Source organism: Enterobacter sp. MGH 38, from assembly GCF_000492855.1.
Lineage (GTDB): Bacteria > Pseudomonadota > Gammaproteobacteria > Enterobacterales > Enterobacteriaceae > Enterobacter > Enterobacter hormaechei_C.
The window spans coordinates 1,116,766-1,143,608 of the sequence record NZ_KI535607.1; the positions used below are offsets into that span (position 1 = coordinate 1,116,766).

Here is a 26,843-nt window from a genome sequence, read left to right on the forward strand (position 1 = left end):
GAGGGAGGCCTTTCTGTACCTGATACATGGACAAATTATGAAAAGAATCATCACCGTACTGATCGTGTCGTCTGTGTCCTGCCCGGTATTTGCCGGGGCCTACGTCGAAACGCGCGAAGCCTACAACACCGCCTCAGAGCTGCACGAAGTGATCCTGCGTGCGGGCTATAACTTCGATATGGGCGCGGGGCTGATGTTCACCAACGCTTATAACGTGGGGAAATGGGACGAACTGAAACACAGCTATAACGAAATCGAGGGGTGGTATCCGCTCTTCAAACCGACCGACAAACTGACCTTCCAGCCCGGCGGCTTAATTAATGACAGCAGCGCAGGATCAGGTGGCGCGGTTTATTTAGATACCAATTACAAATTTACGGACTGGTTTAATCTGACGTTCCGCTATCGCTATAACCATAACAATTACGATACGCCGGACTATAACGGGCAGATGGATAAGAACGACACGCATGAATTCGCCAACTACTGGAATTTCAAAGTGACGGATGCGTTTTTCTACACCTTTGAGCCGCACTTTTTCCAGCGGGTGAATGATTACCACAGCAAAAATGGCAAAGATCATCACTGGGAAATTACTAACAAGTTCAGCTATAAAATCGACAGAAACTGGCTGCCGTATCTTGAGCTACAGTGGCTGGACCGATGGAATGATTACAACCGGGAGCAGTACCGGATCCGTTTAGGGTTACGGTATTCGTTCTAATAAAAAAGCCGCTGATCGCTCAGCGGCTTTTTCGTTGCCGGGTGGCGCATGCGCTTACCCGGCCTACGGCATAACCGAATTAGTCTTCTTTCGCACCGCGCATTGCACGTTTACGATCGTTCTCAGTCAGGTGACGTTTACGGATACGAATTGACTGAGGCGTCACTTCGACCAGTTCGTCATCATCGATGAATTCCAGCGCCTGCTCCAGGGTCATCTTGATCGGTGGAACCAGAACCGTTGCTTCGTCAGTACCGGACGCACGCATGTTGGTCAGTTTCTTACCGGTCAGGCAGTTTACCGTCAGGTCGTTAGAACGGCTGTGAATACCGATGATCTGGCCTTCGTAAACTTCAGCACCGTGACCCAGGAACAGCTTACCGCGATCCTGCAAACCGAACAGCGCAAACGCAACCGCTTTACCCTGACCGTTGGAGATCAGCACGCCGTTGTTACGCTGGCCCACTTCGCCCGGACGAACGTCGTCGTAGTGGCTGAAGGTGGAGTACAGCAGACCGGTACCGGAAGTCATGGTCATGAACTCAGAACGGAAGCCGATCAGGCCACGGCTTGGGATCACGTAGTCGAGACGTACGCGGCCTTTGCCATCTGGATTCATGTTTTTCAGGTCGCCTTTACGCTCACCCAGTGCCTGCATCACAGAACCCTGGTGCTGCTCTTCAACGTCCAGCGTTACGTTTTCGAACGGCTCTTGTTTACGGCCATCGATTTCGCGGAAGATAACTTTCGGACGGGAAACCGCCATCTCGAAACCTTCACGACGCATGTTCTCAATCAGAACAGACAGGTGCAGCTCACCACGACCCGAAACGCGGAATGCATCAGCGTCTTCGGTTTCTTCAACGCGCAGCGCAACGTTGTGCACCAGCTCTTTGTTCAGGCGGTCAAGGATCTGACGAGAGGTAACGAACTTACCTTCTTTACCACAGAACGGAGAGGTGTTGACGTTGAAGAACATGGATACGGTTGGTTCATCAACGGACAGGGCTGGCAGCGCTTCGACGTTCTGCGGATCGCAGATGGTGTCGGAGATGTTCAGTTCACCCAGACCGGTGATAGCGATGATGTCGCCCGCTTCAGCGATGTCGCTCTCGATACGCTCAAGACCCAGGTGAGTCAGCACTTTACCGACTTTACCGTTACGGGTTTTCCCTTCGCTATCGATGATAGTGACCTGCTGGTTAGGCTTCACTTTACCGCGCTTGATACGACCAATGCCGATTACGCCAACATAGTTGTTGTAGTCGAGCTGAGAGATCTGCATTTGCAGGGTGCCTTCCAGGTCAACGTTTGGCGCAGGAACGCGGTCAACAATCGTCTGGTACAGCGGAGTCATGTCTTCCGCCATGTCTTCGTGATCCAGACCGGCGATACCGTTCAGCGCAGACGCATAAACGATAGGGAAGTCCAGCTGTTCGTCGGTCGCGTCGAGGTTAACGAACAGGTCGAAGACCTGGTCAACAACCCAGTCAGGACGCGCGCCAGGACGGTCAACCTTGTTGATCACAACGATAGGTTTCAGGCCGTGGGCAAATGCTTTTTTGGTCACGAAGCGCGTTTGCGGCATAGGGCCATCAAATGCGTCAACCACCAGCAGCACGGAATCCACCATGGACATCACGCGCTCAACTTCACCACCGAAGTCGGCGTGCCCTGGGGTATCAACGATGTTGATACGGTAGTCATTCCATTTGATAGCGGTGTTTTTGGCGAGGATGGTAATCCCACGCTCTTTCTCCAAATCGTTGGAGTCCATCACACGCTCTTGAGTTTCGGCACGAGCATCAAACGTACCGGACTGCTGTAGCAGCTTATCAACCAGGGTAGTTTTACCATGGTCGACGTGCGCGATGATGGCGATATTACGCAATTTTTCGATCACAACTTTGCCTCAGGCATTTAGAAATAGCGCGTTATTGTACACGGATTAATCGCACTACAAAACAGGATCACAAACATCCCCCGCAAACAAGTATTGCAGAGATGCTTTGTGATCGCTTTCACGGAGCGGTAAAAGGGCACTTTAACGTAAATTGCACCAATATGGTGCTCGATGTTCACACAGAAGCACTATAATGGTGCAACAAATCCAATGTGGTGCAGCCCTTCTGCACTATGGTGCGCATGATAACGCCTTTTTGGGGTGTTTTAAAAGTTGGCACAGATTTCGCTTTACAGAAATACAGTAAAAATATGGCAGCCCAGCCGATTTGAAGACCTCGTTACCACGACGACAATGACCAATCTGGAGAGTTAAGTATGTCCGCTGAACACGTTTTGACGATGCTGAACGAACATGAAGTGAAGTTTGTTGATCTGCGCTTCACCGATACCAAAGGTAAAGAACAGCACGTCACGATCCCTGCTCATCAGGTGAACGCCGAATTCTTTGAAGAAGGCAAAATGTTTGACGGCTCCTCCATTGGCGGCTGGAAAGGCATTAACGAATCCGACATGGTTCTGATGCCAGATGCAACCACTGCGCTCATTGACCCGTTCTACGAAGAACCTACGCTGATCATCCGCTGCGATATTCTGGAACCTGGCACGCTGCAAGGCTATGACCGTGACCCACGCTCCATCGCAAAACGCGCTGAAGAGTACCTGCGCTCTACCGGCATCGCAGACACCGTTCTGTTCGGGCCAGAGCCAGAGTTCTTCCTGTTCGACGACATCCGTTTTGGTGCTTCCATTTCTGGCTCCCACGTCGCTATCGATGACATCGAAGGCGCATGGAACTCTTCCACCAAGTACGAAGGTGGTAACAAAGGTCACCGTCCGGGCGTGAAAGGCGGTTACTTCCCGGTTCCTCCGGTCGATTCTTCACAGGACATCCGTTCTACCATGTGTCTGATCATGGAAGAGATGGGCCTGGTTGTTGAAGCGCACCACCACGAAGTGGCAACGGCTGGCCAGAACGAGATCGCTACCCGCTTCAACACCATGACCAAAAAAGCGGATGAGATTCAGATCTACAAATACGTTGTACACAACGTTGCGCACCGTTTCGGTAAAACCGCGACCTTCATGCCAAAACCAATGTTTGGCGACAACGGTTCCGGCATGCACTGCCACATGTCCCTGTCCAAGAACGGCACCAACCTGTTCTCTGGCGACAAGTATGCGGGTCTGTCTGAGCAGGCGCTGCACTACATCGGCGGTGTTATCAAACACGCTAAAGCGATCAACGCCCTGGCGAACCCGACCACGAACTCCTACAAGCGTCTGGTTCCAGGCTACGAAGCACCCGTGATGCTGGCGTACTCTGCCCGTAACCGTTCTGCTTCTATCCGTATCCCGGTGGTTGCGTCTCCGAAAGCGCGTCGTATCGAAGTGCGCTTCCCGGACCCGGCGGCTAACCCATACCTGTGCTTCGCAGCACTGCTGATGGCCGGTCTGGACGGTATCAAGAACAAGATCCACCCGGGCGAAGCCATGGACAAAAACCTGTACGACCTGCCGCCAGAAGAAGCGAAAGAGATCCCACAGGTTGCCGGCTCTCTGGAAGAAGCCCTGCAAGCGCTGGACGCAGACCGCGAGTTCCTGACCGCTGGCGGCGTGTTCACCGATGAAGCTATCGACGCTTACATCGCGCTGCGTACCGAAGAAAACGACCGCGTTCGCATGACGCCGCACCCGGTTGAGTTCGAACTGTACTACAGCGTTTAATTGATTTGTTTTACCCGGCGCATACGCGTCGGGAGTAGTTGCCGTGGAAACTTTAGCCCATCTTCGGATGGGCTTTTTTCTCCACCAACAACCTGATCTCACGCGCTTTTTACCTCTAAAACGCTATACTGCACTAAAATAGTGCAACGACTCCAGGAGACTGCTGAATGGCAACTGGCACGCTGCCCGATGCTGGGCAGATCCTCAATTCTTTGATTAACAGTATTTTGCTGGTCGACGACGAGCTGGCGGTGCATTACGCCAACCCGGCGGCGCAACAGCTGCTCGCCCAAAGCGCCCGAAAACTGTTTGGCACGCCGCTGCCGGAACTGCTGAGCTATTTCTCGCTGAATATTGGTCTGATGCAGGAGAGTTTGCAGGCGGGTCAGGGCTTCACCGATAACGAAGTGACGCTGGTGATTGACGGACGCTCGCATATTTTGTCCCTCACCGCACAGCGCCTGCCAGATGGCATGATTCTGCTGGAAATGGCGCCGATGGATAACCAACGTCGTCTCAGCCAGGAGCAGCTTCAGCATGCGCAGCAGATTGCGGCGCGCGACCTGGTGCGCGGGCTGGCCCATGAGATCAAAAACCCGCTGGGCGGCTTACGCGGTGCGGCACAGCTTTTGACCAAAGCGCTGCCTGACCCTGCCCTGGCGGAGTATACCAACGTCATTATCGAGCAGGCGGACCGTCTGCGTAATCTGGTCGATCGCCTGCTCGGGCCACAGCAGCCGGGGATGCATGTTTCAGAAAGCATTCACAAGGTCGCGGAGCGGGTGGTGAAACTCGTCTCTATGGAGCTGCCGGATAACGTCACGCTGGTGCGTGATTACGACCCAAGCCTGCCGGAGCTGGCGCACGATCCGGACCAGATTGAACAGGTGCTGTTGAACATTGTGCGTAACGCGTTGCAGGCGCTGGGCCCGGAGGGTGGCGAAATTATTCTGCGTACCCGCACCGCGTTCCAGCTGACGCTGCACGGCGTGCGTTATCGTCTGGCGGCACGTATTGATGTGGAAGATAACGGGCCGGGGATCCCACCGCATCTCCAGGACACTCTGTTCTACCCGATGGTCAGCGGTCGCGAAGGCGGCACCGGGCTGGGGTTATCCATAGCCCGAAATTTGATTGACCAACACTCCGGCAAAATTGAATTTACCAGTTGGCCGGGACATACCGAGTTTTCGGTTTTCCTGCCGATTAAAAAATAAAGGTGACGTTTATGCAACGAGGGATAGTCTGGGTAGTCGATGACGATAGCTCCATCCGTTGGGTGCTTGAACGCGCACTCACGGGAGCGGGATTAAGCTGCACGACGTTTGAGAGCGGCAGCGAGGTGCTCGACGCACTCACCACCAAAACGCCGGACGTTCTGCTCTCGGATATTCGCATGCCGGGCATGGACGGACTGGCGCTCTTAAAGCAGATCAAACAGCGCCACCCCATGCTTCCGGTCATCATAATGACCGCCCACTCCGACCTGGATGCCGCCGTTAGCGCCTACCAGCAGGGGGCGTTTGATTATCTGCCAAAACCGTTTGATATCGACGAAGCCGTTGCCCTGGTCGAACGCGCCATCAGCCACTATCAGGAGCAACAGCAGCCCCGCCACGCGCCGGATTTCGGGCCTACGACGGACATCATCGGTGAAGCGCCGGCCATGCAGGACGTGTTTCGCATCATCGGGCGTCTGTCGCGCTCGTCTATCAGCGTCTTGATTAACGGTGAATCAGGGACCGGTAAAGAGCTGGTTGCACACGCCCTGCATCGCCACAGCCCGCGGGCGAAAGCCCCCTTTATCGCCCTGAACATGGCAGCGATCCCTAAGGATTTAATTGAATCTGAGCTGTTCGGCCACGAAAAAGGGGCGTTTACCGGAGCCAATACCATTCGTCAGGGACGCTTTGAACAGGCTGACGGCGGAACGCTATTCCTGGATGAAATCGGCGATATGCCGCTGGATGTTCAGACCCGATTGCTGCGCGTGCTGGCAGATGGCCAGTTTTACCGCGTGGGCGGGTATGCGCCGGTGAAGGTGGACGTGCGTATTATTGCCGCGACGCACCAGAACCTGGAGCTGCGCGTGCAGGAGGGGAAATTCCGTGAAGATTTATTCCATCGTCTGAACGTGATCCGTGTCCACCTGCCGCCGCTGCGCGAGCGTCGGGAAGATATCCCGCGTCTGGCGCGCCATTTCCTGCAAGTGGCGGCCCGCGAGCTGGGCGTGGAAGCCAAGCAGCTTCATCCGGAAACGGATGCCGCCCTCACCCGTCTGGCGTGGCCTGGCAACGTGCGTCAGCTGGAAAACACCTGTCGCTGGCTGACCGTGATGGCCGCCGGACAGGAAGTGTTGATTCAGGATCTCCCTGCCGAGCTGTTTGAAGCCACCGTGCCCGAAAGCACCGCCGGACATGCGCTGCCGGACAGCTGGGCGACGCTGCTGGCGCAGTGGGCAGATCGCGCGCTGCGTTCCGGTCATCAAAATCTGCTCTCCGAAGCGCAGCCTGAGATGGAGCGCACGCTGTTAACTACCGCGCTTCGTCATACCCAGGGCCACAAACAGGAAGCGGCTCGCCTGTTGGGATGGGGTCGAAACACCCTGACGCGCAAGCTGAAAGAGCTGGGAATGGAGTGATCTTACTCCGCTGTGTAAAGGTTACTAATTGAGCGCAAAGTGCCGTTATTTTGCGCTTTACTGTTCCGATGAGTTTTGTATGATCGTGCCCGGAAACAGGGGGAGCATCATGCTGGAATCATTAGTGACTTTGCTTTCGAGCGGAGCAGCAGAAAGCCACACGCCACAAACTGCCGTTGCGGCGGTGCTGTGTGCGGCGCTGGTTGGGCTGTTTAGCTAACGAGCTGTTGATGAAAAGCCGGGTGGCGCTTCGCTTACCCGGCTTTTCAACTTAAATCACCCGCGAGAACTGCTGTAAACGCGCCTTCTGACGTAGATAGGCATCGAAGCACATGCAGATATTACGAATCAACAGACGTCCTTTCGGCGTGACGACCACCGCGCTTTCCGACACATCCACCAGCCCGTCCTTCGCCAGCGGCGCAAGGAGTTTCAGGTCTTCGGCAAAGTAATCGCTGAATTGCAGATCCCATTGCGACTCCACCTCGCGGAATTCGAGACGGAAGTTGCAGATAAGCGCCTTAATCACATCACGACGGATGCAGTCGTCACGCGTTAACGCAATGCCGCGCCACAATGCGTTACCCGTTTCATCAACCTGCTGGTAGTACAGCTTCAGCTCTTTCTGGTTCTGAGCGTAGCAGTCGCCAATCATGCTAATGGCGGAGACGCCCATTCCGAGCAGATCGGTATCGCCCTGGGTGGTGTAACCCTGGAAGTTACGGTGGAGAACACCTTCGCGCTGGGCAATTGCCAGTTCGTCGTCAGGGCGGGCAAAGTGATCCATCCCGATAAACTGATAGCCGGTTTCGGTCAGCGAGGCGATGGTCTCCTGCAAAATGTCCAGCTTCTGCTGGGCGGAAGGCAGATCCGCATCTTTGATTTTGCGCTGAGCGGCGAACAGCGTCGGCAGGTGCGCGTAATTAAAGACGCTCAGACGGTCCGGGTTAAGCTCAGCCACGCGTTTAAGCGTGTAGGCGAAGCTCTCCGGCGTCTGCTTCGGCAGGCCGTAAATCAGGTCTATATTCGTTGAGGTAAAGCCGATTTCACGCGCATGGTTGAGTAAGGCAAAGATAAACGCTTCGTCCTGCTCGCGGTTTACCAGGCGCTGTACTTCTTTATTGAAGTCCTGTACGCCCATACTCAGGCGGTTGAAGCCTTCAGCGCGTAAATGATCCAGCACATCCAGCTCGATTTCACGTGGATCGACCTCGATCGAAATTTCGGCGTCGTCGTTAAAACTGAAATTGTCGCGCAGCAGCGCCATCAGGCGGCTGATCTGCGCTTTATTCAGATAGGTTGGCGTACCACCGCCCCAGTGAAGCTGGCTAACGTGACGCCCTTTAAACAGCGGTGCGCGGTGCAGAATTTCCTGTTCGAGCGCATCGAGGTATTGATCGGCTTTGTGCTGCTGGCGGGTAACGATTTTATTGCAGCCGCAGAAGTAGCAGAGCTTATGGCAGAATGGAATATGGACGTAGAGCGACAGCGGGCGCTCGGGATAGCGCACCACAGCATGCTGAAAATCCGCCTCGCCGAAAGCGTCAGAAAACTCCAGCGCGGTGGGGTATGAGGTATAACGCGGCCCGGAATAGTTATATTTCTGGATCAGGGCCAAATCCCAGTCGATAGATGGTACAGACATGCTCACTCCTTCCGTTGGTGTCGCGTTCGTATACGGCGGCCCGTTCTGGTCCCGTTGCGGGCCATCATTCGGGTGCGCAGCCACTTCTGTCGCCGCGACAACCGCCGTAGTTTAACGAATAACCACACCAGATAACATATAACCGGAAGGGTTATAAGCAGGACGAGTGTACCTGCCGGGTGCAAATGTTAGTTTCCACCCTTCAGAAGACGCATCATATCTTCCTGCTTTTCGTCTTCTTCTTCATCGTCTTCGTCATCGTAAGACAGACCCAGCTTCTGCATCAGCTCGTCGATGCGATCCAGTTTGGCATCCACCCATGACTGCTCTTCGGCGGTCAAGGTTTCACCCTCTTCAAGACGTTCCAGCAGCGCGTCCAGGCGCTCATCGTTCTCCAGCAAATCCAGCTCAGCCTGCGGTGAAAGCATAGGTTTCTCGCTCTTTGGTTTATGCTGCTTAGTGACCGGGGTGTCTGTCACGCCCAGTGGAATGGGAGTTTTACTGCCGATACGAGGATCTTTCTGCTGTTTGCCTTTTGCAGAAGCGCCTGCGGCACCGCCACCGTTAGCACGGCTACCCGCAGCATGGCCACGATGTTTTTTATCGCGTTTGCGATCGCGCGCTTCCTGATTCAGTTCTTCGCGCGTTTTGCGGCGTGCTTTTGCAGGGCGTTTCGCGCCCGCAGCGGAGGTCGGTTTTTTCATGATGTTTTATCTTTAAGTCGTTTTCTTCAGTATAGAATTGCGGCGAAATCTAGCAGAAAGCAAGCAAAGAAAAAAGGCGACAGAGCAATCTGTCGCCTTTTTTCCTGACTCACAACCCTTAACGGGTCAGACATTCCCTGTTTGCCTGCAACAAACCCTGTTTATCCCTTGGCTACTACCGTCCGTGATACGGTTCCGTTTCCTGTTAAAAACGCCTCCAGGCGCCGGTCGTCCTGACAATCCTGAGTCTTCGCCTCCTGGCGCTCCTGACCCTTATCCTTAAGTCGTTATCCTGTTGGCATCCTCGCCGTAGCACACACTTTACCTTGTTCCTTTAAACTAACAAGCAACGAAAAGGTACAAAACCGGATTTTCAGATAATTACTCATTAATAACTCTTTGAATTTTAATATCTTGAGTTTTTTAGACCCTGCGATTTCTCTTAAATTTCTCATACGCTTAAGGGCAAATCTCTTACATTTCGCAGGGCTTTCACTTACATGTCAATGACGAAGGGAAAAGCCTTTTGCCCGCATTCAGGTATAATCCCCGCAGATTACGATTTTTGGAGACGACCACGTGACTACCTGGAACTACCAACAGACGCATTTTGTCACCAGTGCGCCCGATATTCGCCACCTGCCCTCAGACACAGGGATTGAAGTGGCATTTGCTGGCCGCTCCAATGCGGGAAAATCCAGTGCCCTGAATACGCTGACCAATCAGAAAAACCTGGCGCGTACCTCAAAAACACCTGGCCGTACACAACTGATTAACCTGTTTGAAGTGGCTGAAGGCAAACGCCTGGTCGATTTACCGGGCTACGGTTACGCGCAGGTACCGGAAGAGATGAAGATCAAATGGCAGCGTGCGCTGGGTGAATACCTGGAAAAACGCATGTGTCTGAAAGGCCTGGTGGTGCTGATGGATATTCGTCATCCGCTGAAAGATCTCGACCAGCAGATGATTGACTGGGCGGTGGCAAGCGATATTGCGGTGCTGGTACTGCTGACAAAAGCGGATAAGCTGGCGAGCGGCGCGCGCAAGGCACAGGTGAATAAGGTTCGTGAAGCGGTGCTGGCATTCAACGGTGATGTACAGGTTGAACCGTTCTCCTCGCTGAAAAAGCAGGGCGTGGATAAACTGCGTCAGAAGCTCGACAGCTGGTTTAACGATCTGGAACCGGCGACAGAAGCGGAAGCAGAGTAATAACAGGCGCGGCGATGACCGCGCTTTTTTTCGCCTGAAACTTTCTTTGCCGCAATAAAAAACGCCCCAGACATTACTGACTGGGGCGGCTAAAATATTCAGCCAAATCCGATTACGTGAAGTAAAAGGTCTGAAAGATAGAACATCTTACCTCTGTACCCTACGTCGTTAACTCTACTCTTTTTTTATCGCTGGACAAAGCACTTTTTGTAGTTTTTTTTCATTCTTTACATAGGGAATTCTAATGATCGTCACAAAACGCGCGTACTTATGTTGCTTACTTACATAAAACGCGCGTTATTCCGTTAACCCTTAGTGAGCCTGATCCCAGTTTTCGCCGCTACCCACTTCCACCAGCAACGGAACGTCCAGCTTCATGCTGTTTTCCATCAGTTCATGGATCTTCTGAGAGACCGTCTCCAGATCGTCTTTATGAACTTCAAAGACCAGTTCATCGTGTACCTGCATGATCATTTTCACGCGCGGCTTCTCTTTTTCCAACCAGGCATCGACGGCGATCATTGCGCGTTTAATGATGTCCGCCGCAGTGCCCTGCATAGGGGCGTTAATCGCAGCACGTTCAGCACCCGCGCGGCGCGCGGCGTTGCTGGATTTGATGTCCGGAAGGTAGAGACGACGGCCATCCAGCGTTTCAACGTAGCCTTTCTCTTTCGCCTGCGCGCGGGTACGTTCCATATATTCCAGCACGCCCGGATACCGCTCGAAGTAGAGATCCATATACTTCTGCGACTCTTTACGCGGAATATTGAGCTGGCGTGAAAGACCAAAGGCACTCATGCCGTAAATCAGACCGAAGTTGATCGCTTTTGCGCTACGACGCTGCTCATTTGTCACGCTCTCCAGCGGCAGCCCAAACACTTCGGCAGCGGTTGCCCGGTGAATGTCCTTCCCTTCGGCAAAGGCCGTCAGCAGGCCTTTGTCGCGTGACAGGTGCGCCATAATACGCAGTTCGATTTGCGAGTAGTCCGCGGAGACAATCAGATAATCCTCTGGCGCAATGAAAGCCTGGCGAATACGGCGGCCCTCTTCATTACGCACCGGAATGTTCTGAAGGTTAGGATCGGTTGACGAAAGTCGCCCGGTCGCCGCCACAGCCTGGTGATAGGAGGTGTGCACGCGGCCCGTTTTCGGGTTGATCATCAACGGCAGTTTGTCGGTATAGGTCGATTTCAGCTTAGCCAGGCCGCGGTATTGCAGAATAACTTTTGGCAGCGGATAGTCCAGCGCCAGCTCTTCCAGCACCTCTTCAGACGTTGAAGGGGCGCCGCCTGGGGTTTTCTTCAGCGGCTTGATGCCCTGTTTTTCAAACAGGATGGTTTGCAGCTGTTTCGGTGACGACAGGTTAAATGCCTCGCCAGCAAGCTCATGCGCCTTCTGTTCAAGCTCGGTCAGGCGCTGCGCCAGCTCACCAGAGTGGTTATGCAGCACCGTTGGGTCGATTTTAACGCCATTGCGCTCAATGCGGGACAGCACAGGCACCAGCGGCATCTCAATGTTCCGGAACACATTCAGCGGCCCTTCGTGCTTCTGCAATTTCGGCCACATTTTGAGATGCAGCTGTAGCGTGACGTCAGCGTCTTCCGCGGCGTAGCGGCCTGCTTCTTCCAGCGCGATCTGGTTAAAGGTCAGCTGATTTTTGCCCTTACCGGCAATTTCTTCGAAGGTGATGGTTTTGTGTTTCAGCCAACGATCGGATAAGGAATCCATATCATGGCGGCCCGCCACGCTGTCCAGAATGTAAGATTCCAGCATGGTGTCAAAAGCGATACCACGCAGCTCAATGCCGTAGTTTTGCAGAATACCGCGGTCGTACTTCAGGTTTTGCCCGACCTTCAGCGCTTTCTCGTCTTCCAGAATCGGCTTCAGCAGTTCTAAGGCGCGCTCGCGGGAGATTTGCTCCGGCGCATCCAGATAGTCGTGAGCAACCGGAACATAGGCGGCAATACCCGGCTCCGTTGCGAATGACAGGCCCACCATATTAGCCGTAATGTTATCGAGGCTGTCCGTTTCGGTATCGAAAGCAAATACTGGCGCTTTTTTCAGCTTTTCAATCCAGGCGACGAGCCGTGACTCTTCCAGGATGGTTTCATAGTTGTCGAAGGAGAGCGCTACCGCCTCTTCTTCTGACTGCTCTTCGGCATCGACAACGATGGTCTCTTTCGGCTTCGCCGCAGGTTTAGCCCCTTTCGCCTGAAGCCATTTACCGGCTTCAACATCCGCGGTCCAGCGTTTAAATTCGTATTTTCTGAACAGACCAAGCAGTTCGTCGGCGGCGGGTTCCTGCACTTCCAGCTGCTCGCAGGTAAGCTCCAGCTCTACGTCAGTTTTGATGGTGGCCAACTGATAGGAGAGATAAGCCACCTCTTTGTTATCGGCGAGCTTTCCGGCCATGGTTTTTGCGCCACGGAAGGTAAGACCGGCAATTTTATCGGACTCTGCATACAGCGTATCCAGCCCGCCCAGCCCTTGCAGCAGCGCCTGAGCTGTTTTTTCACCCACGCCCGGCACGCCAGGAATGTTATCCGAGGAATCGCCCATCAGGGCGAGGAAATCAATAATGAGCTCTGGCGGCACACCATATTTGGCGACCACTTCTTCCGGGCCAAGAATGGTGTTTGTCATGGTGTTGATCAGCGTAATCCCTGGCGTTACCAGCTGCGCCATGTCTTTATCACCGGTACTGATCAGAACCGGGCGGCCTGCTTTTTCCGCTTCGCGCGCCAGGGTACCAATTACGTCGTCAGCTTCAACGCCAGAGACCGCCAGCAGTGGCAGCCCCATCGCTTTCACCATAGCGTGCAGCGGTTCAATCTGCGCACGCAGATCGTCAGGCATAGGGGGACGGTGTGATTTGTAGTGCTCAAATAATTCATCGCGGAAGGTTTTACCCTTCGCATCAAACACCACGGCCGCATGGGTTGGATGGTATTGCAGAATCAGGCTGCGCAGCATATTCAGCACGCCGTACATTGCGCCGGTAGGTTCCCCTGCGCTGTTGGTCAGAGGAGGAAACGCATGATACGCCCGATACAGGTAAGAAGAGCCATCGACGAGTATAAGTGGGTTTTCTGGGATCTGAACCATAATGTCCGTGCCTGTTATGAATTTATGGGTAAAGGATGCCACAGAAGGATGAAAACATCAGGTTTTAGCGCTTTATACAGAAAAAGATTTTGCGATCGGGAAGATCGCTCGCAAAACAAAACTGTGGATAAGTTTGTGCATATTTTTAATACAGGTGAATAACAGCTTGATAAAAGTGATATTGAAAACTTATTTATCTATTTAAATCAAACAATTAATACAAGATCAATTAAGATCACACCTCACTGATGGTTATTTAGTCTATGTGGATATAAGGCTTAAGCACCTTGTCTATAGGGAAAAATTCGAGGCCTGCCAGGAAAAGCCGCGGCCTCCTGGTGTGAAAGCGCCCTGGTCTGAGCGAATTTCTGATAAGATCGGCGCCCAGCACCGGATAGCCGGCTGCTCAATTACAGCTAACTATCTGAAAAAATTCATCATGTCGAGAATACTCGCTGCGATAACATTATTATTAAGCGTCATTTTAACTATTCTGGTTACTATCGCCTGTTCTGTGCCAATCATCGTTGCCGGAATAATTAAGCTCCTGTTGCCTGTCCCTCCGGTATGGCGCGCGGTGTCTGCTTTTTGTAATTTTATGATGTACTGCTGGTGTGAAGGCCTGGCGATCCTGCTGCATCTGAACCCCTGGCTGAAGTGGGACGTTCAGGGTCTGGAGAAGCTGAACAAAAAGAACTGGTATCTGCTGATCTGCAATCACCACAGCTGGGCCGACATTGTTGTATTGTGCGTACTGTTTCGCAAACACATTCCGATGAATAAATACTTTCTGAAACAGCAGCTGGCCTGGGTGCCTTTCATTGGTCTGGCCTGCTGGGCGCTGGATATGCCGTTTATGAAACGCTATTCACGCAGCTATTTGATTCGTCATCCGGAACGCCGCGGTAAGGACGTGGAAACCACGCGCCGTTCTTGCGAGAAGTTTCGCGCGCATCCCACCACCATTGTTAACTTCGTCGAAGGATCGCGCTTTACCGAAGAGAAGCGCCAGCAAACTCGCTCTCCTTATCAGAACCTGTTGCCGCCAAAGGCTGCGGGCATCGCAATGGCGCTCAACGTGCTGGGTGAGCAGTTCGATAAATTGTTGAACGTAACGCTCTGCTATCCGGAAAACGACAGGACGCCATTCTACGACATGCTCAGCGGCAGGCTGACGCGTATCGTTGTCCGCGTTGATCTGGTGCCCGTCAATACTGAACTGCACGGGGATTACGTCAACGATAAAAACTTCAAACGTCGTTTCCAGCTTTGGCTTAATACACTCTGGAAAGAGAAAGACGAGCAGATAGCGAAGATTAAATCTTCATACAAAAACGCCGGTCAGTGACCGGCGTTTTTCTTTATGGTTGTTACTTTTTCTCAACCAGGTATTTCACGGTATCAGCGTACTGTTGTACGAAGATATCCATGCTGGTCGTGTCCATACCACGCATATTCACCTGGTATTTGCCGTTAACATACATCGCCGGCACGCCCTGCAACTGGAAGTCAGCGGCAGCTTTTTCCTGCTGTGCCACGAGAGATTTCACCACAAAACTGTTCCAGGCAGCGTCGTAGTCTTCACCTTTCACACCGGCATCTACGAACACTTTACGGATATCTGCCGTAGTTTGTACGGTCTGGGTTTTCTGTACGGCTTCAAACATAGGCGCGGTGATCTTATCTTCCACACCCAGCGCAATCGCGACCGCCCATGCCTGAGTCAGATCTTTGCCCAGTGGGCCAAGGAACTCAACGTGGTATTTCGTCATTTTGGTGCCTTCCGGCAGCTTTTTCTTCACGTTGTCAGAAACATGAAGTACCTGCTCAAACTCGTAGCAGTGCGGGCAGTAGAAGGAGAAGAACTCCAGCACCTGAGGCTCGCCAGCAACAGGCTTGTCTAGCGTAATGTACTGCTTGCCGTCGGTAAACTGCGCAGCAGTTGCGCTAAATGCCAGAATCATACCAGCCAGCGCCAGCCAAATTTTTTTCATGATCAACTCTCTCCTGGGTGTGTCCAATTAATACATCGGCGTTAATTGCAAAGGGGGTTCCTGTAGAACCTTAACCTGCTCGGTAAATGTGGATATCTGGTTGCGCCAGTAATCCTCCCCGGTAAGCCAGGGGAAATTTCGGGGAAAAGCCGGGTCTTCCCAACGCCTGATTAACCACGCGAGATAATAAACAAATCGCATCGCACGTAAAGGCTCTATCAAGGCAATTTCGTCTGAATTAAAGGGGATAAATTCTTCATAAGCTTCAATTATGGTCTCAAGCTGCATGCGCTGCTCGGCTTTATCACCGTTGAGTAGCATCCATAGATCCTGCACCGCGGGTCCCATACGTGCGTCATCAAGATCGACAAATAGCGGCCCATCGCGCCAGAGAATATTCCCGGCGTGGCAGTCACCGTGCAGGCGCAGAGTAGTAATATCATCCCGCCAGCAGGCTTTTACAGCATCAATAAGCTTATCGGTCGCCGTGAGGAAATTATCCTTTAGTGCATTCGGGATCAGCGCCGATGTTTCGAATACCTGTCGCGGCTCAATAAGATATTCCTGAACACCAATCGTCGGACGGGCAACAAACGGTTTTTTACGTCCCGTCTGATGAATGCGCCCCAGATAGCGGGCAACCCATTCCATCTGATCGATATTATCTGCCTCAAACTGTCTTCCGCCCAGGCTCGGAAATACCGCGTAGTAAAAGCCCTGATGGGTCAGCAGCGTTTGGTTATTGAATTTAATCGGTGCCGCAACGGGAACATCATCATCCAGTAGATCGTGGGCAAACTGATGTTCTTCCTGAATTTGTTCTGCGGACCAGCGCTGTGGACGGTAAAACTTTACGACAAAGCGCTGGCGCTCTTCGTCCTGAAATTGGTAGACACGGTTTTCGTAGCTGTTTAAAGCGGTTAACCCGGAATCCACCCGAATACCCTGCTCGAACAGCGCATCCATAATGGTATCCGGGTGTAGTGTCTGGAAAGTAAAAGCCTGGTCGTTCATCCGATCATCCGGAAATTATACGAATGATTCAGGATATCATCTTGTGGCGATTTCGGTGGCTCCGCTTACAAGCTTTTACTCTTTAATTACGCCTCGGGCGCGCAGTAATGCGGTTTTAAAATCCTCTTCATAATCTTTCTGAATGCCAGGAATAACAGCATCTTTAGCCGAGTCACGCATTTTCAGGTGGTAGATCAGGATGTCGTCAGAAAGGTCCGCCAGTTCGCCATCAAAACCTGACTCTTTCGCCAGTTTCTGTAAAAATTGCATCAGATTCAGCTCTGGCTCTTTTTGCCAGGCCGGCTGGAGAAGCTCAATGACTTCATTAAGACGTTTACATTTCATGGTAGTGCTCCTTTCATTTAGAGAGACACGTTAGCAGGGTCAATCCCACAATAAAAGAGGCGATATTCGTGAATCAATGCCAGGAAATCATCGGGGTTGTTCTGGCCGGGGGCAGGGCAACGCGAATGGGTGGAAAGGATAAGGGACTTCAGCTCCTGAACAACACACCATTATGGCAGCATGTTGCTGATACGCTTGCAGATCAGGTGTCATCGATGGCGATCAGCGCTAACCGACATGTTGATATTTATCAGCGCAGCGGGTATCCGGTTTATCAGGATAACCTGATGGACTACCCCGGTCCGCTGGCGGGAATGCTTTCTGTTATGCAGCAGTCGTACGGAGAGTGGTTTCTCTTTTGTTCATGTGATACGCCCTTCATCCCGTCCTGTCTGGTTGAACGTCTGGTGCAGCGGCGCGGTGGTGCTCCCGTCGTCTGGGTACACGACGGTGAACGCGACCATCCAACGATCGCATTGATTAATCGCTCGTTAATATCCGCGCTGGAAGATTACCTGGCCGCAGGAGAGCGACGCGTCATGGTATTTATGCGCCAGTCCGGAGGGCATTCCGTTGATTTCAGCGACATGAAATCGGCGTTTGTGAATGTAAACACGACGGAAGATTTGCAGATGATGCAGGAGAGAAAATGATACCCGTATTAGCGATCTCAGCCTGGAGTGGCACCGGGAAAACTTCGCTGCTAAAAAAACTGATACCTGCACTTTGCGCCAAAGGCATTCGTCCCGGATTGATTAAGCATACGCACCATAACATGGATGTCGATAAACCGGGGAAAGATAGCTATGAGCTGCGTAAGGCTGGCGCTGCACAAACGATGGTGGCGAGTAACCAGCGCTGGGCGTTAATGACAGAAACACCGGATGAAGCACCGCTGGATCTCGCTTATCTTGTCAGCCGGATGGATCACTCCACGCTGGATCTGGTGCTGGTTGAGGGGTTTAAGCATGAGGCTGTTGCGAAGATCCTGCTATTCAGAAGCGATGCCGGACATGACGTAAGTGAGTTAACGCTGGATGAACATGTGATTGCCGTGGCCAGTGACGTTGCGTTGACGCTGAAAGTACCGGTTCTGGATTTGAATAATGTGGAGGGGATTGCAGCGTTTATTTCGGCGTGGTGTGCAGTCTGAAATCTGCCGGGTGACGGCTTCTTAAGGCCTGCCGTTTTTCAGCAAACAAACGCAAAAAGGCCATCCTTGCGGATGGCCTCTTCACTTGTTTGATGCCTGGCAGTTCCCTACTCTCACATGGGGAGACCCCACACTACCATCGGCGCTACGGCGTTTCACTTCTGAGTTCGGCATGGGGTCAGGTGGGACCACCGCGCTAAAGCCGCCAGGCAAATTCTGTTAATCTGTATCAGGCTGAAAATCGTGTCTGTCTCTTCGCCAAAACATCTTCGGCGTTGTAAGGTTAAGCCTCACGGTTCATTAGTATCGGTTAGCTCAACGCATCGCTGCGCTTACACACCCGACCTATCAACGTCGTCGTCTTCAACGTTCCTTCAGGAGACTTAAAGTCTCAGGGAGAACTCATCTCGGGGCAAGTTTCGTGCTTAGATGCTTTCAGCACTTATCTCTTCCGCATTTAGCTACCGGGCAGTGCCATTGGCATGACAACCCGAACACCAGTGATGCGTCCACTCCGGTCCTCTCGTACTAGGAGCAGCCCCCCTCAATTCTCCAGCGCCCACGGCAGATAGGGACCGAACTGTCTCACGACGTTCTAAACCCAGCTCGCGTACCACTTTAAATGGCGAACAGCCATACCCTTGGGACCTACTTCAGCCCCAGGATGTGATGAGCCGACATCGAGGTGCCAAACACCGCCGTCGATATGAACTCTTGGGCGGTATCAGCCTGTTATCCCCGGAGTACCTTTTATCCGTTGAGCGATGGCCCTTCCATTCAGAACCACCGGATCACTATGACCTGCTTTCGCACCTGCTCGCGCCGTCACGCTCGCAGTCAAGCTGGCTTATGCCATTGCACTAACCTCCTGATGTCCGACCAGGATTAGCCAACCTTCGTGCTCCTCCGTTACTCTTTGGGAGGAGACCGCCCCAGTCAAACTACCCACCAGACACTGTCCGCAACCCGGATCACGGGTCTACGTTAGAACACCAGCCATTAAAGGGTGGTATTTCAAGGATGGCTCCACGCAGACTGGCGTCCACGCTTCAAAGCCTCCCACCTATCCTACACATCAAGGACCAGTGTTCAGTGTCAAGCTATAGTAAAGGTTCACGGGGTCTTTCCGTCTTGCCGCGGGTACACTGCATCTTCACAGCGAGTTCAATTTCACTGAGTCTCGGGTGGAGACAGCCTGGCCATCATTACGCCATTCGTGCAGGTCGGAACTTACCCGACAAGGAATTTCGCTACCTTAGGACCGTTATAGTTACGGCCGCCGTTTACCGGGGCTTCGATCAAGAGCTTCGCGTTGCCGCTAACCCCATCAATTAACCTTCCGGCACCGGGCAGGCGTCACACCGTATACGTCCACTTTCGTGTTTGCACAGTGCTGTGTTTTTAATAAACAGTTGCAGCCAGCTGGTATCTTCGACTGATTTCAGCTCCGTCCGCAGGGACTTCACCTACCTATCAGCGTGCCTTCTCCCGAAGTTACGGCACCATTTTGCCTAGTTCCTTCACCCGAGTTCTCTCAAGCGCCTTGGTATTCTCTACCTGACCACCTGTGTCGGTTTGGGGTACGATTTCGTGTTACCTGATGCTTAGAGGCTTTTCCTGGAAGCAGGGCATTTATCACTTCAGCACCGTAGTGCCTCGTCATCACACCTCAGCGTTAATAAGGTACCGGATTTACCTGGAACCTCCGCCTACATGCTTAAACCGGGACAACCGTCGCCCGGCTGACATAGCCTTCTCCGTCCCCCCTTCGCAGTAACACCAAGTACAGGAATATTAACCTGTTTCCCATCGACTACGCCTTTCGGCCTCGCCTTAGGGGTCGACTCACCCTGCCCCGATTAACGTTGGACAGGAACCCTTGGTCTTCCGGCGAGCGGGCTTTTCACCCGCTTTATCGTTACTTATGTCAGCATTCGCACTTCTGATACCTCCAGCATGCCTCACAGCACACCTTCAACGGCTTACAGAACGCTCCCCTACCCAACAACACATAAGTGTCGCTGCCGCAGCTTCGGTGCATGGTTTAGCCCCGTTACATCTTCCGCGCAGGCCGACTCGACCAGTGAGCTATTACGCTTTCTTTAAATGATGGCTGCTTCTAAGCCAACATCCTGGCTGTCTGTGCCTTCCCACATCGTTTCCCACTTAACCATGACTTTGGGACCTTAGCTGGCGGTCTGGGTTGTTTCCCTCTTCACGACGGACGTTAGCACCCGCCGTGTGTCTCCCGTGATAACATTCTTCGGTATTCGTAGTTTGCATCGGGTTGGTAAGCCGGGATGGCCCCCTAGCCGAAACAGTGCTCTACCCCCGAAGATGAGTTCACGAGGCGCTACCTAAATAGCTTTCGGGGAGAACCAGCTATCTCCCGGTTTGATTGGCCTTTCACCCCCAGCCACAGGTCATCCGCTAATTTTTCAACATTAGTCGGTTCGGTCCTCCAGTTAGTGTTACCCAACCTTCAACCTGCCCATGGCTAGATCACCGGGTTTCGGGTCTATACCCTGCAACTTAACGCCCAGTTAAGACTCGGTTTCCCTTCGGCTCCCCTATACGGTTAACCTTGCTACAGAATATAAGTCGCTGACCCATTATACAAAAGGTACGCAGTCACACCCGAAGGTGCTCCCACTGCTTGTACGTACACGGTTTCAGGTTCTTTTTCACTCCCCTCGCCGGGGTTCTTTTCGCCTTTCCCTCACGGTACTGGTTCACTATCGGTCAGTCAGGAGTATTTAGCCTTGGAGGATGGTCCCCCCATATTCAGACAGGATACCACGTGTCCCGCCCTACTCTTCGAGTTCACAGCATGTGCATTTTCGTGTACGGGACTATCACCCTGTACCGTCGGACTTTCCAGACCGTTCCACTAACACACAAGCTGATTCAGACTCCGGGCTGCTCCCCGTTCGCTCGCCGCTACTGGGGGAATCTCGGTTGATTTCTTTTCCTCGGGGTACTTAGATGTTTCAGTTCCCCCGGTTCGCCTCGTTAACCTATGTATTCAGTTAACGATAGTGTGTCGAAACACACTGGGTTTCCCCATTCGGACATCGCCGGGTCAAAGGTTCATATCACCTCGCCGGCGCTTTTCGCAGATTAGCACGTCCTTCATCGCCTCTGACTGCCAGGGCATCCACCGTGTACGCTTAGTCGCTTAACCTCACAACCCGAAGATGTTTCACTTCCGATTGCGAAAATTTGAGAGACTCGAACACACATGAGCTGTGTGTCGTTTCAATTTTCAGCTTGATCCAGATTATTAAAGAGCAAATATCTCAAACGTGACTCGTAAGTCAGTTTTGAGATATGACGGCAGGTGACTTTCACTCACGAACCAGCAAGTGGCGTCCCCTAGGGGATTCGAACCCCTGTTACCGCCGTGAAAGGGCGGTGTCCTGGGCCTCTAGACGAAGGGGACGTACAGTCTCAATCGCAAGACGCCTTGCTATTTACTTTTCATCAGACAATCTGTGTGGACACTACAAAGGCAGGTTCTTTAAGGTAAGGAGGTGATCCAACCGCAGGTTCCCCTACGGTTACCTTGTTACGACTTCACCCCAGTCATGAATCACAAAGTGGTAAGCGCCCTCCCGAAGGTTAAGCTACCTACTTCTTTTGCAACCCACTCCCATGGTGTGACGGGCGGTGTGTACAAGGCCCGGGAACGTATTCACCGTGGCATTCTGATCCACGATTACTAGCGATTCCGACTTCATGGAGTCGAGTTGCAGACTCCAATCCGGACTACGACGCACTTTATGAGGTCCGCTTGCTCTCGCGAGGTCGCTTCTCTTTGTATGCGCCATTGTAGCACGTGTGTAGCCCTACTCGTAAGGGCCATGATGACTTGACGTCATCCCCACCTTCCTCCAGTTTATCACTGGCAGTCTCCTTTGAGTTCCCGGCCTAACCGCTGGCAACAAAGGATAAGGGTTGCGCTCGTTGCGGGACTTAACCCAACATTTCACAACACGAGCTGACGACAGCCATGCAGCACCTGTCTCAGAGTTCCCGAAGGCACCAATCCATCTCTGGAAAGTTCTCTGGATGTCAAGAGTAGGTAAGGTTCTTCGCGTTGCATCGAATTAAACCACATGCTCCACCGCTTGTGCGGGCCCCCGTCAATTCATTTGAGTTTTAACCTTGCGGCCGTACTCCCCAGGCGGTCGACTTAACGCGTTAGCTCCGGAAGCCACGCCTCAAGGGCACAACCTCCAAGTCGACATCGTTTACGGCGTGGACTACCAGGGTATCTAATCCTGTTTGCTCCCCACGCTTTCGCACCTGAGCGTCAGTCTTTGTCCAGGGGGCCGCCTTCGCCACCGGTATTCCTCCAGATCTCTACGCATTTCACCGCTACACCTGGAATTCTACCCCCCTCTACAAGACTCTAGCCTGCCAGTTTCGAATGCAGTTCCCAGGTTGAGCCCGGGGATTTCACATCCGACTTGACAGACCGCCTGCGTGCGCTTTACGCCCAGTAATTCCGATTAACGCTTGCACCCTCCGTATTACCGCGGCTGCTGGCACGGAGTTAGCCGGTGCTTCTTCTGCGGGTAACGTCAATCGACAAGGTTATTAACCTTATCGCCTTCCTCCCCGCTGAAAGTACTTTACAACCCGAAGGCCTTCTTCATACACGCGGCATGGCTGCATCAGGCTTGCGCCCATTGTGCAATATTCCCCACTGCTGCCTCCCGTAGGAGTCTGGACCGTGTCTCAGTTCCAGTGTGGCTGGTCATCCTCTCAGACCAGCTAGGGATCGTCGCCTAGGTGAGCCGTTACCCCACCTACTAGCTAATCCCATCTGGGCACATCCGATGGCAAGAGGCCCGAAGGTCCCCCTCTTTGGTCTTGCGACGTTATGCGGTATTAGCTACCGTTTCCAGTAGTTATCCCCCTCCATCAGGCAGTTTCCCAGACATTACTCACCCGTCCGCCACTCGTCAGCGAAGCAGCAAGCTGCTTCCTGTTACCGTTCGACTTGCATGTGTTAGGCCTGCCGCCAGCGTTCAATCTGAGCCATGATCAAACTCTTCAATTTAAAAGTTTGATGCTCAATGAATTAAACTTCGTAATGAATTACGTGTTCACTCGTTGAGACTTGGTATTCATTTATCGTCCGAGGACGTTAAGAATCCATGTCACTTTGAGTGCCCACACAGATTGTCTGATAAATTGTTAAAGAGCAGTGCCGCTTCGTTTTCGCTGCGGCGCGGGGTGTGCATATTACGCTTTCCCGCTTCAGAGTCAAGCGTTTGTTTTGCTTTTCTCTGCTGACCCGGCGGCTTGCGTGCCGTTGTTCCGTGTCAGTGGAGGCGCATTATAGGGAGTTCTTCTGAAGTGACAAGAGGAAATTTAAAAAAAATTTCTGACCGTGTTTTTTTTCACCAAAAGCGATGAGATCCAGCTACAAATTGTTCTATTTGATGTATCTGCAACCACAATCACACCTGAGATGGCATAATTAGCCGCATCAATATCTAAGGAATAAAAGCGATGCCATTAAGCGCACAACAACTGGCAGCTCAAAAAAACCTGTCCTATGTGCTGGCAGAGAAACTGGCGCAGCTGATCTTAGCGGGTAAATATGCTCCAGGTAGCATCCTGCCCAGCGAGATGGAGCTGGGAGATCAGTTTGGCGTTAGCCGTACAGCCGTTCGCGAAGCGGTAAAAACATTAACGGCGAAAGGGATGGTGCTTCCACGCCCGCGCATTGGCACCCGCGTTATGCCTCAGGGAAACTGGAACTTTCTCGATCAGGAGTTGCTCACCTGGTGGATGACCGAAGATAACTTTAATCAGGTCGTCGATCACTTTCTGGTCATGCGCAGCAGTCTTGAACCTCAGGCCTGTCTGCTTGCCGCCACGCTCGGCACAGCAGAGCAAAAAGCGCAGCTCAATACTTTGATGGAAGAGATGGTGGATCTGAAAAAGCACTTTAACCGCGAGCGCTGGATAGCGGTCGATATGGCCTGGCATGAACATATCTATAATATGAGCGGAAATCCTTTCCTGACCTCCTTTGCTTCTTTATTCCATTCTGTGTACCACACTTACTTTACCTCTATCACACAGGATGAGGTGGTGAAGCTGGATCTGCATCAGGCGATAGTCGATGCCATTCAGGAGAGCGACGGGCAGCGAGCCCTGAGTGCGTGCCAGGCGTTGCTGGCCGCGCCAACCCACCAGCAGGTAAATAAATGACAGAGAAAAAAGCACGCAGTATGGCCGGATTGCCGTGGATTGCAGCCATGGCGTTCTTTATGCAGGCACTTGATGCCACTATCCTCAATACCGCCCTTCCCGCCATAGCACAAAGCCTTAACCGCTCCCCGCTGGCGATGCAATCCGCCATCATCAGCTACACCCTGACGGTGGCGATGCTTATTCCGGTCAGCGGCTGGCTGGCCGATCGTTTCGGCACGCGTAAAGTATTCATGCTGGCGGTGACGTTGTTCACCCTCGGTTCTCTGGCTTGCGCCCTCTCCACCTCTCTGATGGAACTGGTTATCTTCCGCGTTCTACAGGGGATAGGCGGCGCGATGATGATGCCCGTCGCGCGTCTGGCGTTATTGCGCGCCTATCCGCGCAGCGAACTGCTCCCGGTGCTCAACTTTGTGACTATGCCGGGGCTGGTCGGCCCGATACTTGGCCCGGTTCTCGGCGGCGTCCTGGTGACCTGGGCAAGCTGGCACTGGATCTTCCTGATTAATATTCCGATTGGTGTGGCAGGGCTGATTTATGCTCGCAAATATATGCCGAACTTCACCACGCCAAGACGCAGCTTCGATATGGGCGGCTTCTTTCTGTTTGGCCTGAGCCTGGTCCTGTTCTCCAGCGGGATGGAGCTGTTTGGCGAGAAAATCGTAGCGACGTGGCTGGCGCTGGCCGTCATCCTTAGCGGGATTCTGCTGTTCCTTCTATATATACGTCATGCGCGTCGCCATCCGACACCGCTTATCTCTTTATCTCTGTTTAACACCCGAACGTTCTCCGTCGGGATTGCGGGCAACATTGCCTCACGTCTGGGCACGGGCTGCGTACCGTTCCTGATGCCGCTGATGCTCCAGGTCGGTTTCGGCTATCCGGCCCTGATTGCTGGCTGCATGATGGCGCCCACGGCGATGGGCTCGATTCTGGCAAAATCGACGGTCACGCAGGTGCTGCGCTGGTTTGGCTATCGTAAGACGCTGGTTGGCGTGACGATCTTTATCGGATTGATGATTGCGCAGTTCTCTCTGCAATCTGCGGCGTTACCAATCTGGATGCTGATCCTGCCGCTGTTTGTGCTGGGTATGGCCATGTCGACGCAGTTTACGTCGATGAACACCATCACCCTTGCGGACCTCACCGACGAGAATGCCAGCAGCGGCAACAGCGTACTGGCGGTCACTCAACAGCTGTCGATCAGCCTCGGGGTTGCCGTGAGCGCGGCGGTACTGCGGTTTTATGAAGGGTTTGACGGTACTAATACCGTTGAGCAGTTCCACTATACCTTTATCACCATGGGCGCGCTTACCGTGGTATCGGCGGTGGTCTTTATGTTGTTAAAACCAAAAGACGGCCGGAACCTGATTAAAGAGCGTCACAAAGAGAAGGCTAAACCGAACCGCGTTCCATCAGAACAGGAGTAAGCTGCAAACGTTGCTGTTGCAGCGTGGGCTGGGCCATGCGGTGGATCAACACATCGATGGCCAGCTCGCCCAGTTCATCTTTCGGCTGATGGATGGTGGTCAGCGGCGGCGTCATGTAGCGCGCCAGTTCGATATCATCGTAACCGACGATCGCCATGTCGTCCGGGACACGTAATCCCGCCTGATAAAGCGCCTGATAAGCTCCGAATGCCATCGCATCATTACCGATAAACACCGCCTGCGGGCGCGGCTCTTGCGCCAGCAGTTTCTGCATTGCTTCAAATCCACCGTTAAATTCGAAATCGCCGGTGATGCGATAGCCATCAGGAATGGCAAGCCCCGCACGTTCCATGGCCGAAAGATAGCCTTCCAGACGCAAGCGCGCCGGGGTTTTATCCAGCGGGCCGGTAATACAGGCAATGCGGGTATGACCTTTATCGATCAGATGCTGAGTCGCCATATCGCCGCCCAGCAGCGAGTTATCCTGGATCAGATCGCTGGTGCCGTCGAACGGCGCCCAGTCCATCATCACCGTGGGAATAGAAGGGTAGCGCTGGATGATCTCTTTCGAAGGTTGATGCGTTTCGGTACAGAGCAGCAGCAGCCCGTCGACGCGTTTTTGCATCAGCGTTTCCAGGTTACGGTTCATGCGCTGCTCATCGCCTTCGGTATTGCACAGCACCAGGCTGTAGCCGCGCTCGAAGCAGCTGCGCTCCACGCCGCGCACCAGTTCAGAATAAAAAGGGTTGGTACTGGCCGTGATCAGCATGCCGATGGTGCGCGTCTGGTTGAGCTTCAGGCTGCGGGCCAGCGCAGACGGCGCATAGTTGAGTTCTTTAATTGCAGCGTCAACTTTCTCCCGAATCGCCTCGCTGACGAAGCGATCGTTATTGATAACGTGGGAAACAGTCGAGGTAGAAACGCCCGCCATACGGGCGACATCTTTCATTGTGGCCAA

The 26,843-nt window shown here is 53.0% G+C and carries 19 protein-coding genes, 1 tRNA gene and 3 rRNA genes; 11 read left to right on the forward strand and 12 right to left on the reverse strand.

Annotated elements, in window-relative coordinates; all coding sequences use genetic code 11:
* The first annotated feature begins 37 nt into the window (after window positions 1-37).
* Complete coding sequence (gene ompL, locus L384_RS15610; protein ID WP_003861929.1) at window positions 38-724, forward strand: porin OmpL; 687 nt, start codon at window positions 38-40, stop codon at window positions 722-724.
* 79 nt (window positions 725-803) lie between these two features.
* Here the strand turns inward: ompL and typA are convergent, their stop codons facing one another.
* A complete protein-coding gene (gene typA, locus L384_RS15605) occupies window positions 804-2,627 on the reverse strand; it encodes a ribosome-dependent GTPase TypA (protein WP_003861927.1) in 1,824 nt (607 codons plus the stop codon).
* A 377-nt stretch (window positions 2,628-3,004) separates the two neighbouring features.
* On the opposite strand from typA, the gene glnA reads away from it, so the two are divergent.
* The 4 genes from glnA (at window position 3,005) to L384_RS22410 (ending at window position 7,275) form a co-directional block, all read left to right on the forward strand.
* Window positions 3,005-4,414 carry a glutamate--ammonia ligase gene (glnA, locus tag L384_RS15600; RefSeq protein ID WP_003861925.1) on the forward strand — a complete coding sequence of 470 codons (1,410 nt, stop codon included), beginning with the start codon at window positions 3,005-3,007 and terminating at the stop codon, window positions 4,412-4,414.
* A 167-nt stretch (window positions 4,415-4,581) separates the two neighbouring features.
* Window positions 4,582-5,631 carry a nitrogen regulation protein NR(II) gene (gene glnL / locus L384_RS15595; RefSeq protein WP_003861923.1) on the forward strand — a complete coding sequence of 350 codons (1,050 nt, stop codon included), beginning with the start codon at window positions 4,582-4,584 and terminating at the stop codon, window positions 5,629-5,631.
* An 11-nt stretch (window positions 5,632-5,642) separates the two neighbouring features.
* A complete protein-coding gene (gene glnG / locus L384_RS15590; RefSeq protein WP_003861919.1) occupies window positions 5,643-7,055 on the forward strand; it encodes a nitrogen regulation protein NR(I) in 1,413 nt (470 codons plus the stop codon).
* A gap of 109 nt (window positions 7,056-7,164) precedes the next feature.
* Window positions 7,165-7,275, forward strand: coding sequence for a YshB family small membrane protein (locus L384_RS22410; RefSeq protein WP_017382667.1), 111 nt, complete (start codon window positions 7,165-7,167; stop codon window positions 7,273-7,275).
* 51 nt (window positions 7,276-7,326) lie between these two features.
* On the opposite strand, the gene hemN is transcribed toward L384_RS22410, so the two are convergent.
* The gene (hemN, locus tag L384_RS15585) at window positions 7,327-8,700 is read right to left on the reverse strand and encodes an oxygen-independent coproporphyrinogen III oxidase (protein ID WP_023315061.1); all 1,374 of its coding nucleotides are present in this window, start codon (window positions 8,698-8,700) and stop codon (window positions 7,327-7,329) included.
* 188 nt (window positions 8,701-8,888) lie between these two features.
* Entirely contained in the window at window positions 8,889-9,404 is a 516-nt protein-coding gene (gene yihI / locus L384_RS15580; protein WP_014885763.1) for a Der GTPase-activating protein YihI, read from the reverse strand.
* A gap of 579 nt (window positions 9,405-9,983) precedes the next feature.
* Between yihI and yihA the strand changes: the two genes are divergently transcribed.
* A complete protein-coding gene (gene yihA / locus L384_RS15575; RefSeq protein ID WP_003861913.1) occupies window positions 9,984-10,613 on the forward strand; it encodes a ribosome biogenesis GTP-binding protein YihA/YsxC in 630 nt (209 codons plus the stop codon).
* Between the two features lie 312 nt (window positions 10,614-10,925).
* Here the strand turns inward: yihA and polA are convergent, their stop codons facing one another.
* On the reverse strand, window positions 10,926-13,718 hold the full coding sequence (gene polA, locus L384_RS15570; RefSeq protein ID WP_023323904.1) for a DNA polymerase I: 2,793 nt from the start codon (window positions 13,716-13,718) through the stop codon (window positions 10,926-10,928).
* Window positions 13,719-14,157: 439 nt separating this feature from the next.
* Here polA and L384_RS15565 point away from each other — a divergent pair, with 439 nt between their 5' ends.
* Window positions 14,158-15,066: an acyltransferase gene (locus tag L384_RS15565; RefSeq protein ID WP_003861910.1), complete on the forward strand. Its 909-nt coding sequence runs from the start codon at window positions 14,158-14,160 to the stop codon at window positions 15,064-15,066.
* Window positions 15,067-15,088: 22 nt separating this feature from the next.
* On the opposite strand, the gene dsbA is transcribed toward L384_RS15565, so the two are convergent.
* The 3 genes from dsbA to L384_RS15550 form a co-directional block, all read right to left on the reverse strand.
* Window positions 15,089-15,712, reverse strand: coding sequence for a thiol:disulfide interchange protein DsbA (gene dsbA, locus L384_RS15560; RefSeq protein WP_003861908.1), 624 nt, complete (start codon window positions 15,710-15,712; stop codon window positions 15,089-15,091).
* Between the two features lie 27 nt (window positions 15,713-15,739).
* Window positions 15,740-16,726: a serine/threonine protein kinase gene (locus tag L384_RS15555; RefSeq protein ID WP_003861905.1), complete on the reverse strand. Its 987-nt coding sequence runs from the start codon at window positions 16,724-16,726 to the stop codon at window positions 15,740-15,742.
* A 75-nt stretch (window positions 16,727-16,801) separates the two neighbouring features.
* The gene (locus L384_RS15550; protein ID WP_003861904.1) at window positions 16,802-17,071 is read right to left on the reverse strand and encodes a YihD family protein; all 270 of its coding nucleotides are present in this window, start codon (window positions 17,069-17,071) and stop codon (window positions 16,802-16,804) included.
* A 68-nt stretch (window positions 17,072-17,139) separates the two neighbouring features.
* Between L384_RS15550 and mobA the strand changes: the two genes are divergently transcribed.
* On the forward strand, window positions 17,140-17,724 hold the full coding sequence (gene mobA, locus L384_RS15545) for a molybdenum cofactor guanylyltransferase MobA (RefSeq protein ID WP_003861901.1): 585 nt from the start codon (window positions 17,140-17,142) through the stop codon (window positions 17,722-17,724).
* Window positions 17,721-18,224, forward strand: coding sequence for a molybdopterin-guanine dinucleotide biosynthesis protein MobB (mobB, locus tag L384_RS15540; protein ID WP_003861899.1), 504 nt, complete (start codon window positions 17,721-17,723; stop codon window positions 18,222-18,224). The genes mobA and mobB overlap by 4 nt, the downstream gene beginning before the upstream one ends.
* Before the next feature lie 94 nt (window positions 18,225-18,318).
* Here mobB and rrf read toward each other — a convergent pair.
* The 4 genes from rrf to L384_RS15520 all read right to left on the reverse strand — a co-directional run bounded on the left by rrf (window position 18,319) and on the right by L384_RS15520 (window position 23,292).
* Window positions 18,319-18,434, reverse strand: a 5S ribosomal RNA gene (rrf, locus tag L384_RS15535).
* Between the two features lie 69 nt (window positions 18,435-18,503).
* A 23S ribosomal RNA gene (locus L384_RS15530) occupies window positions 18,504-21,408 on the reverse strand.
* 182 nt (window positions 21,409-21,590) lie between these two features.
* Window positions 21,591-21,666, reverse strand: a tRNA-Glu gene (locus tag L384_RS15525).
* An 84-nt stretch (window positions 21,667-21,750) separates the two neighbouring features.
* Window positions 21,751-23,292, reverse strand: a 16S ribosomal RNA gene (locus L384_RS15520).
* The 16S, 23S and 5S rRNA genes sit together here with 1 tRNA gene alongside, the layout of an rRNA operon.
* A gap of 455 nt (window positions 23,293-23,747) precedes the next feature.
* On the opposite strand from L384_RS15520, the gene L384_RS15515 reads away from it, so the two are divergent.
* Together L384_RS15515 and mdtD are read left to right on the forward strand one after the other, a co-directional pair.
* Complete coding sequence (locus L384_RS15515) at window positions 23,748-24,455, forward strand: FadR/GntR family transcriptional regulator (protein WP_003862405.1); 708 nt, start codon at window positions 23,748-23,750, stop codon at window positions 24,453-24,455.
* Entirely contained in the window at window positions 24,452-25,885 is a 1,434-nt protein-coding gene (gene mdtD, locus L384_RS15510) for a multidrug transporter subunit MdtD (protein ID WP_022652092.1), read from the forward strand. Before L384_RS15515 ends, mdtD begins: the two co-directional genes overlap by 4 nt.
* Here the strand turns inward: mdtD and rbsR are convergent.
* Entirely contained in the window at window positions 25,851-26,843 is a 993-nt protein-coding gene (rbsR, locus tag L384_RS15505; protein ID WP_003862402.1) for a ribose operon transcriptional repressor RbsR, read from the reverse strand. The two genes, mdtD and rbsR, sit on opposite strands and share 35 nt — an antisense overlap.

What these genes read in the sequence shown, in the direction of transcription:
- L384_RS15565 (WP_003861910.1), top strand. Translation starts at nt 14,158, where the DNA reads ATGTCGAGAATACTCGCTGCGATAACATTATTATTAAGCGTCATTTTA.
- L384_RS22410 (WP_017382667.1), top strand. Translation starts at nt 7,165, where the DNA reads ATGCTGGAATCATTAGTGACTTTGCTTTCGAGCGGAGCAGCAGAAAGC.
- glnA (WP_003861925.1), top strand. Translation starts at nt 3,005, where the DNA reads ATGTCCGCTGAACACGTTTTGACGATGCTGAACGAACATGAAGTGAAG.
- mdtD (WP_022652092.1), top strand. Translation starts at nt 24,452, where the DNA reads ATGACAGAGAAAAAAGCACGCAGTATGGCCGGATTGCCGTGGATTGCA.
- L384_RS15515 (WP_003862405.1), top strand. Translation starts at nt 23,748, where the DNA reads ATGCCATTAAGCGCACAACAACTGGCAGCTCAAAAAAACCTGTCCTAT.
- ompL (WP_003861929.1), top strand. Translation starts at nt 38, where the DNA reads ATGAAAAGAATCATCACCGTACTGATCGTGTCGTCTGTGTCCTGCCCG.
- mobB (WP_003861899.1), top strand. Translation starts at nt 17,721, where the DNA reads ATGATACCCGTATTAGCGATCTCAGCCTGGAGTGGCACCGGGAAAACT.
- hemN (WP_023315061.1), bottom strand. Translation starts at nt 8,700, where the DNA reads ATGTCTGTACCATCTATCGACTGGGATTTGGCCCTGATCCAGAAATAT.
- polA (WP_023323904.1), bottom strand. Translation starts at nt 13,718, where the DNA reads ATGGTTCAGATCCCAGAAAACCCACTTATACTCGTCGATGGCTCTTCT.
- dsbA (WP_003861908.1), bottom strand. Translation starts at nt 15,712, where the DNA reads ATGAAAAAAATTTGGCTGGCGCTGGCTGGTATGATTCTGGCATTTAGC.
- glnL (WP_003861923.1), top strand. Translation starts at nt 4,582, where the DNA reads ATGGCAACTGGCACGCTGCCCGATGCTGGGCAGATCCTCAATTCTTTG.
- L384_RS15550 (WP_003861904.1), bottom strand. Translation starts at nt 17,071, where the DNA reads ATGAAATGTAAACGTCTTAATGAAGTCATTGAGCTTCTCCAGCCGGCC.
- glnG (WP_003861919.1), top strand. Translation starts at nt 5,643, where the DNA reads ATGCAACGAGGGATAGTCTGGGTAGTCGATGACGATAGCTCCATCCGT.
- yihI (WP_014885763.1), bottom strand. Translation starts at nt 9,404, where the DNA reads ATGAAAAAACCGACCTCCGCTGCGGGCGCGAAACGCCCTGCAAAAGCA.
- L384_RS15555 (WP_003861905.1), bottom strand. Translation starts at nt 16,726, where the DNA reads ATGAACGACCAGGCTTTTACTTTCCAGACACTACACCCGGATACCATT.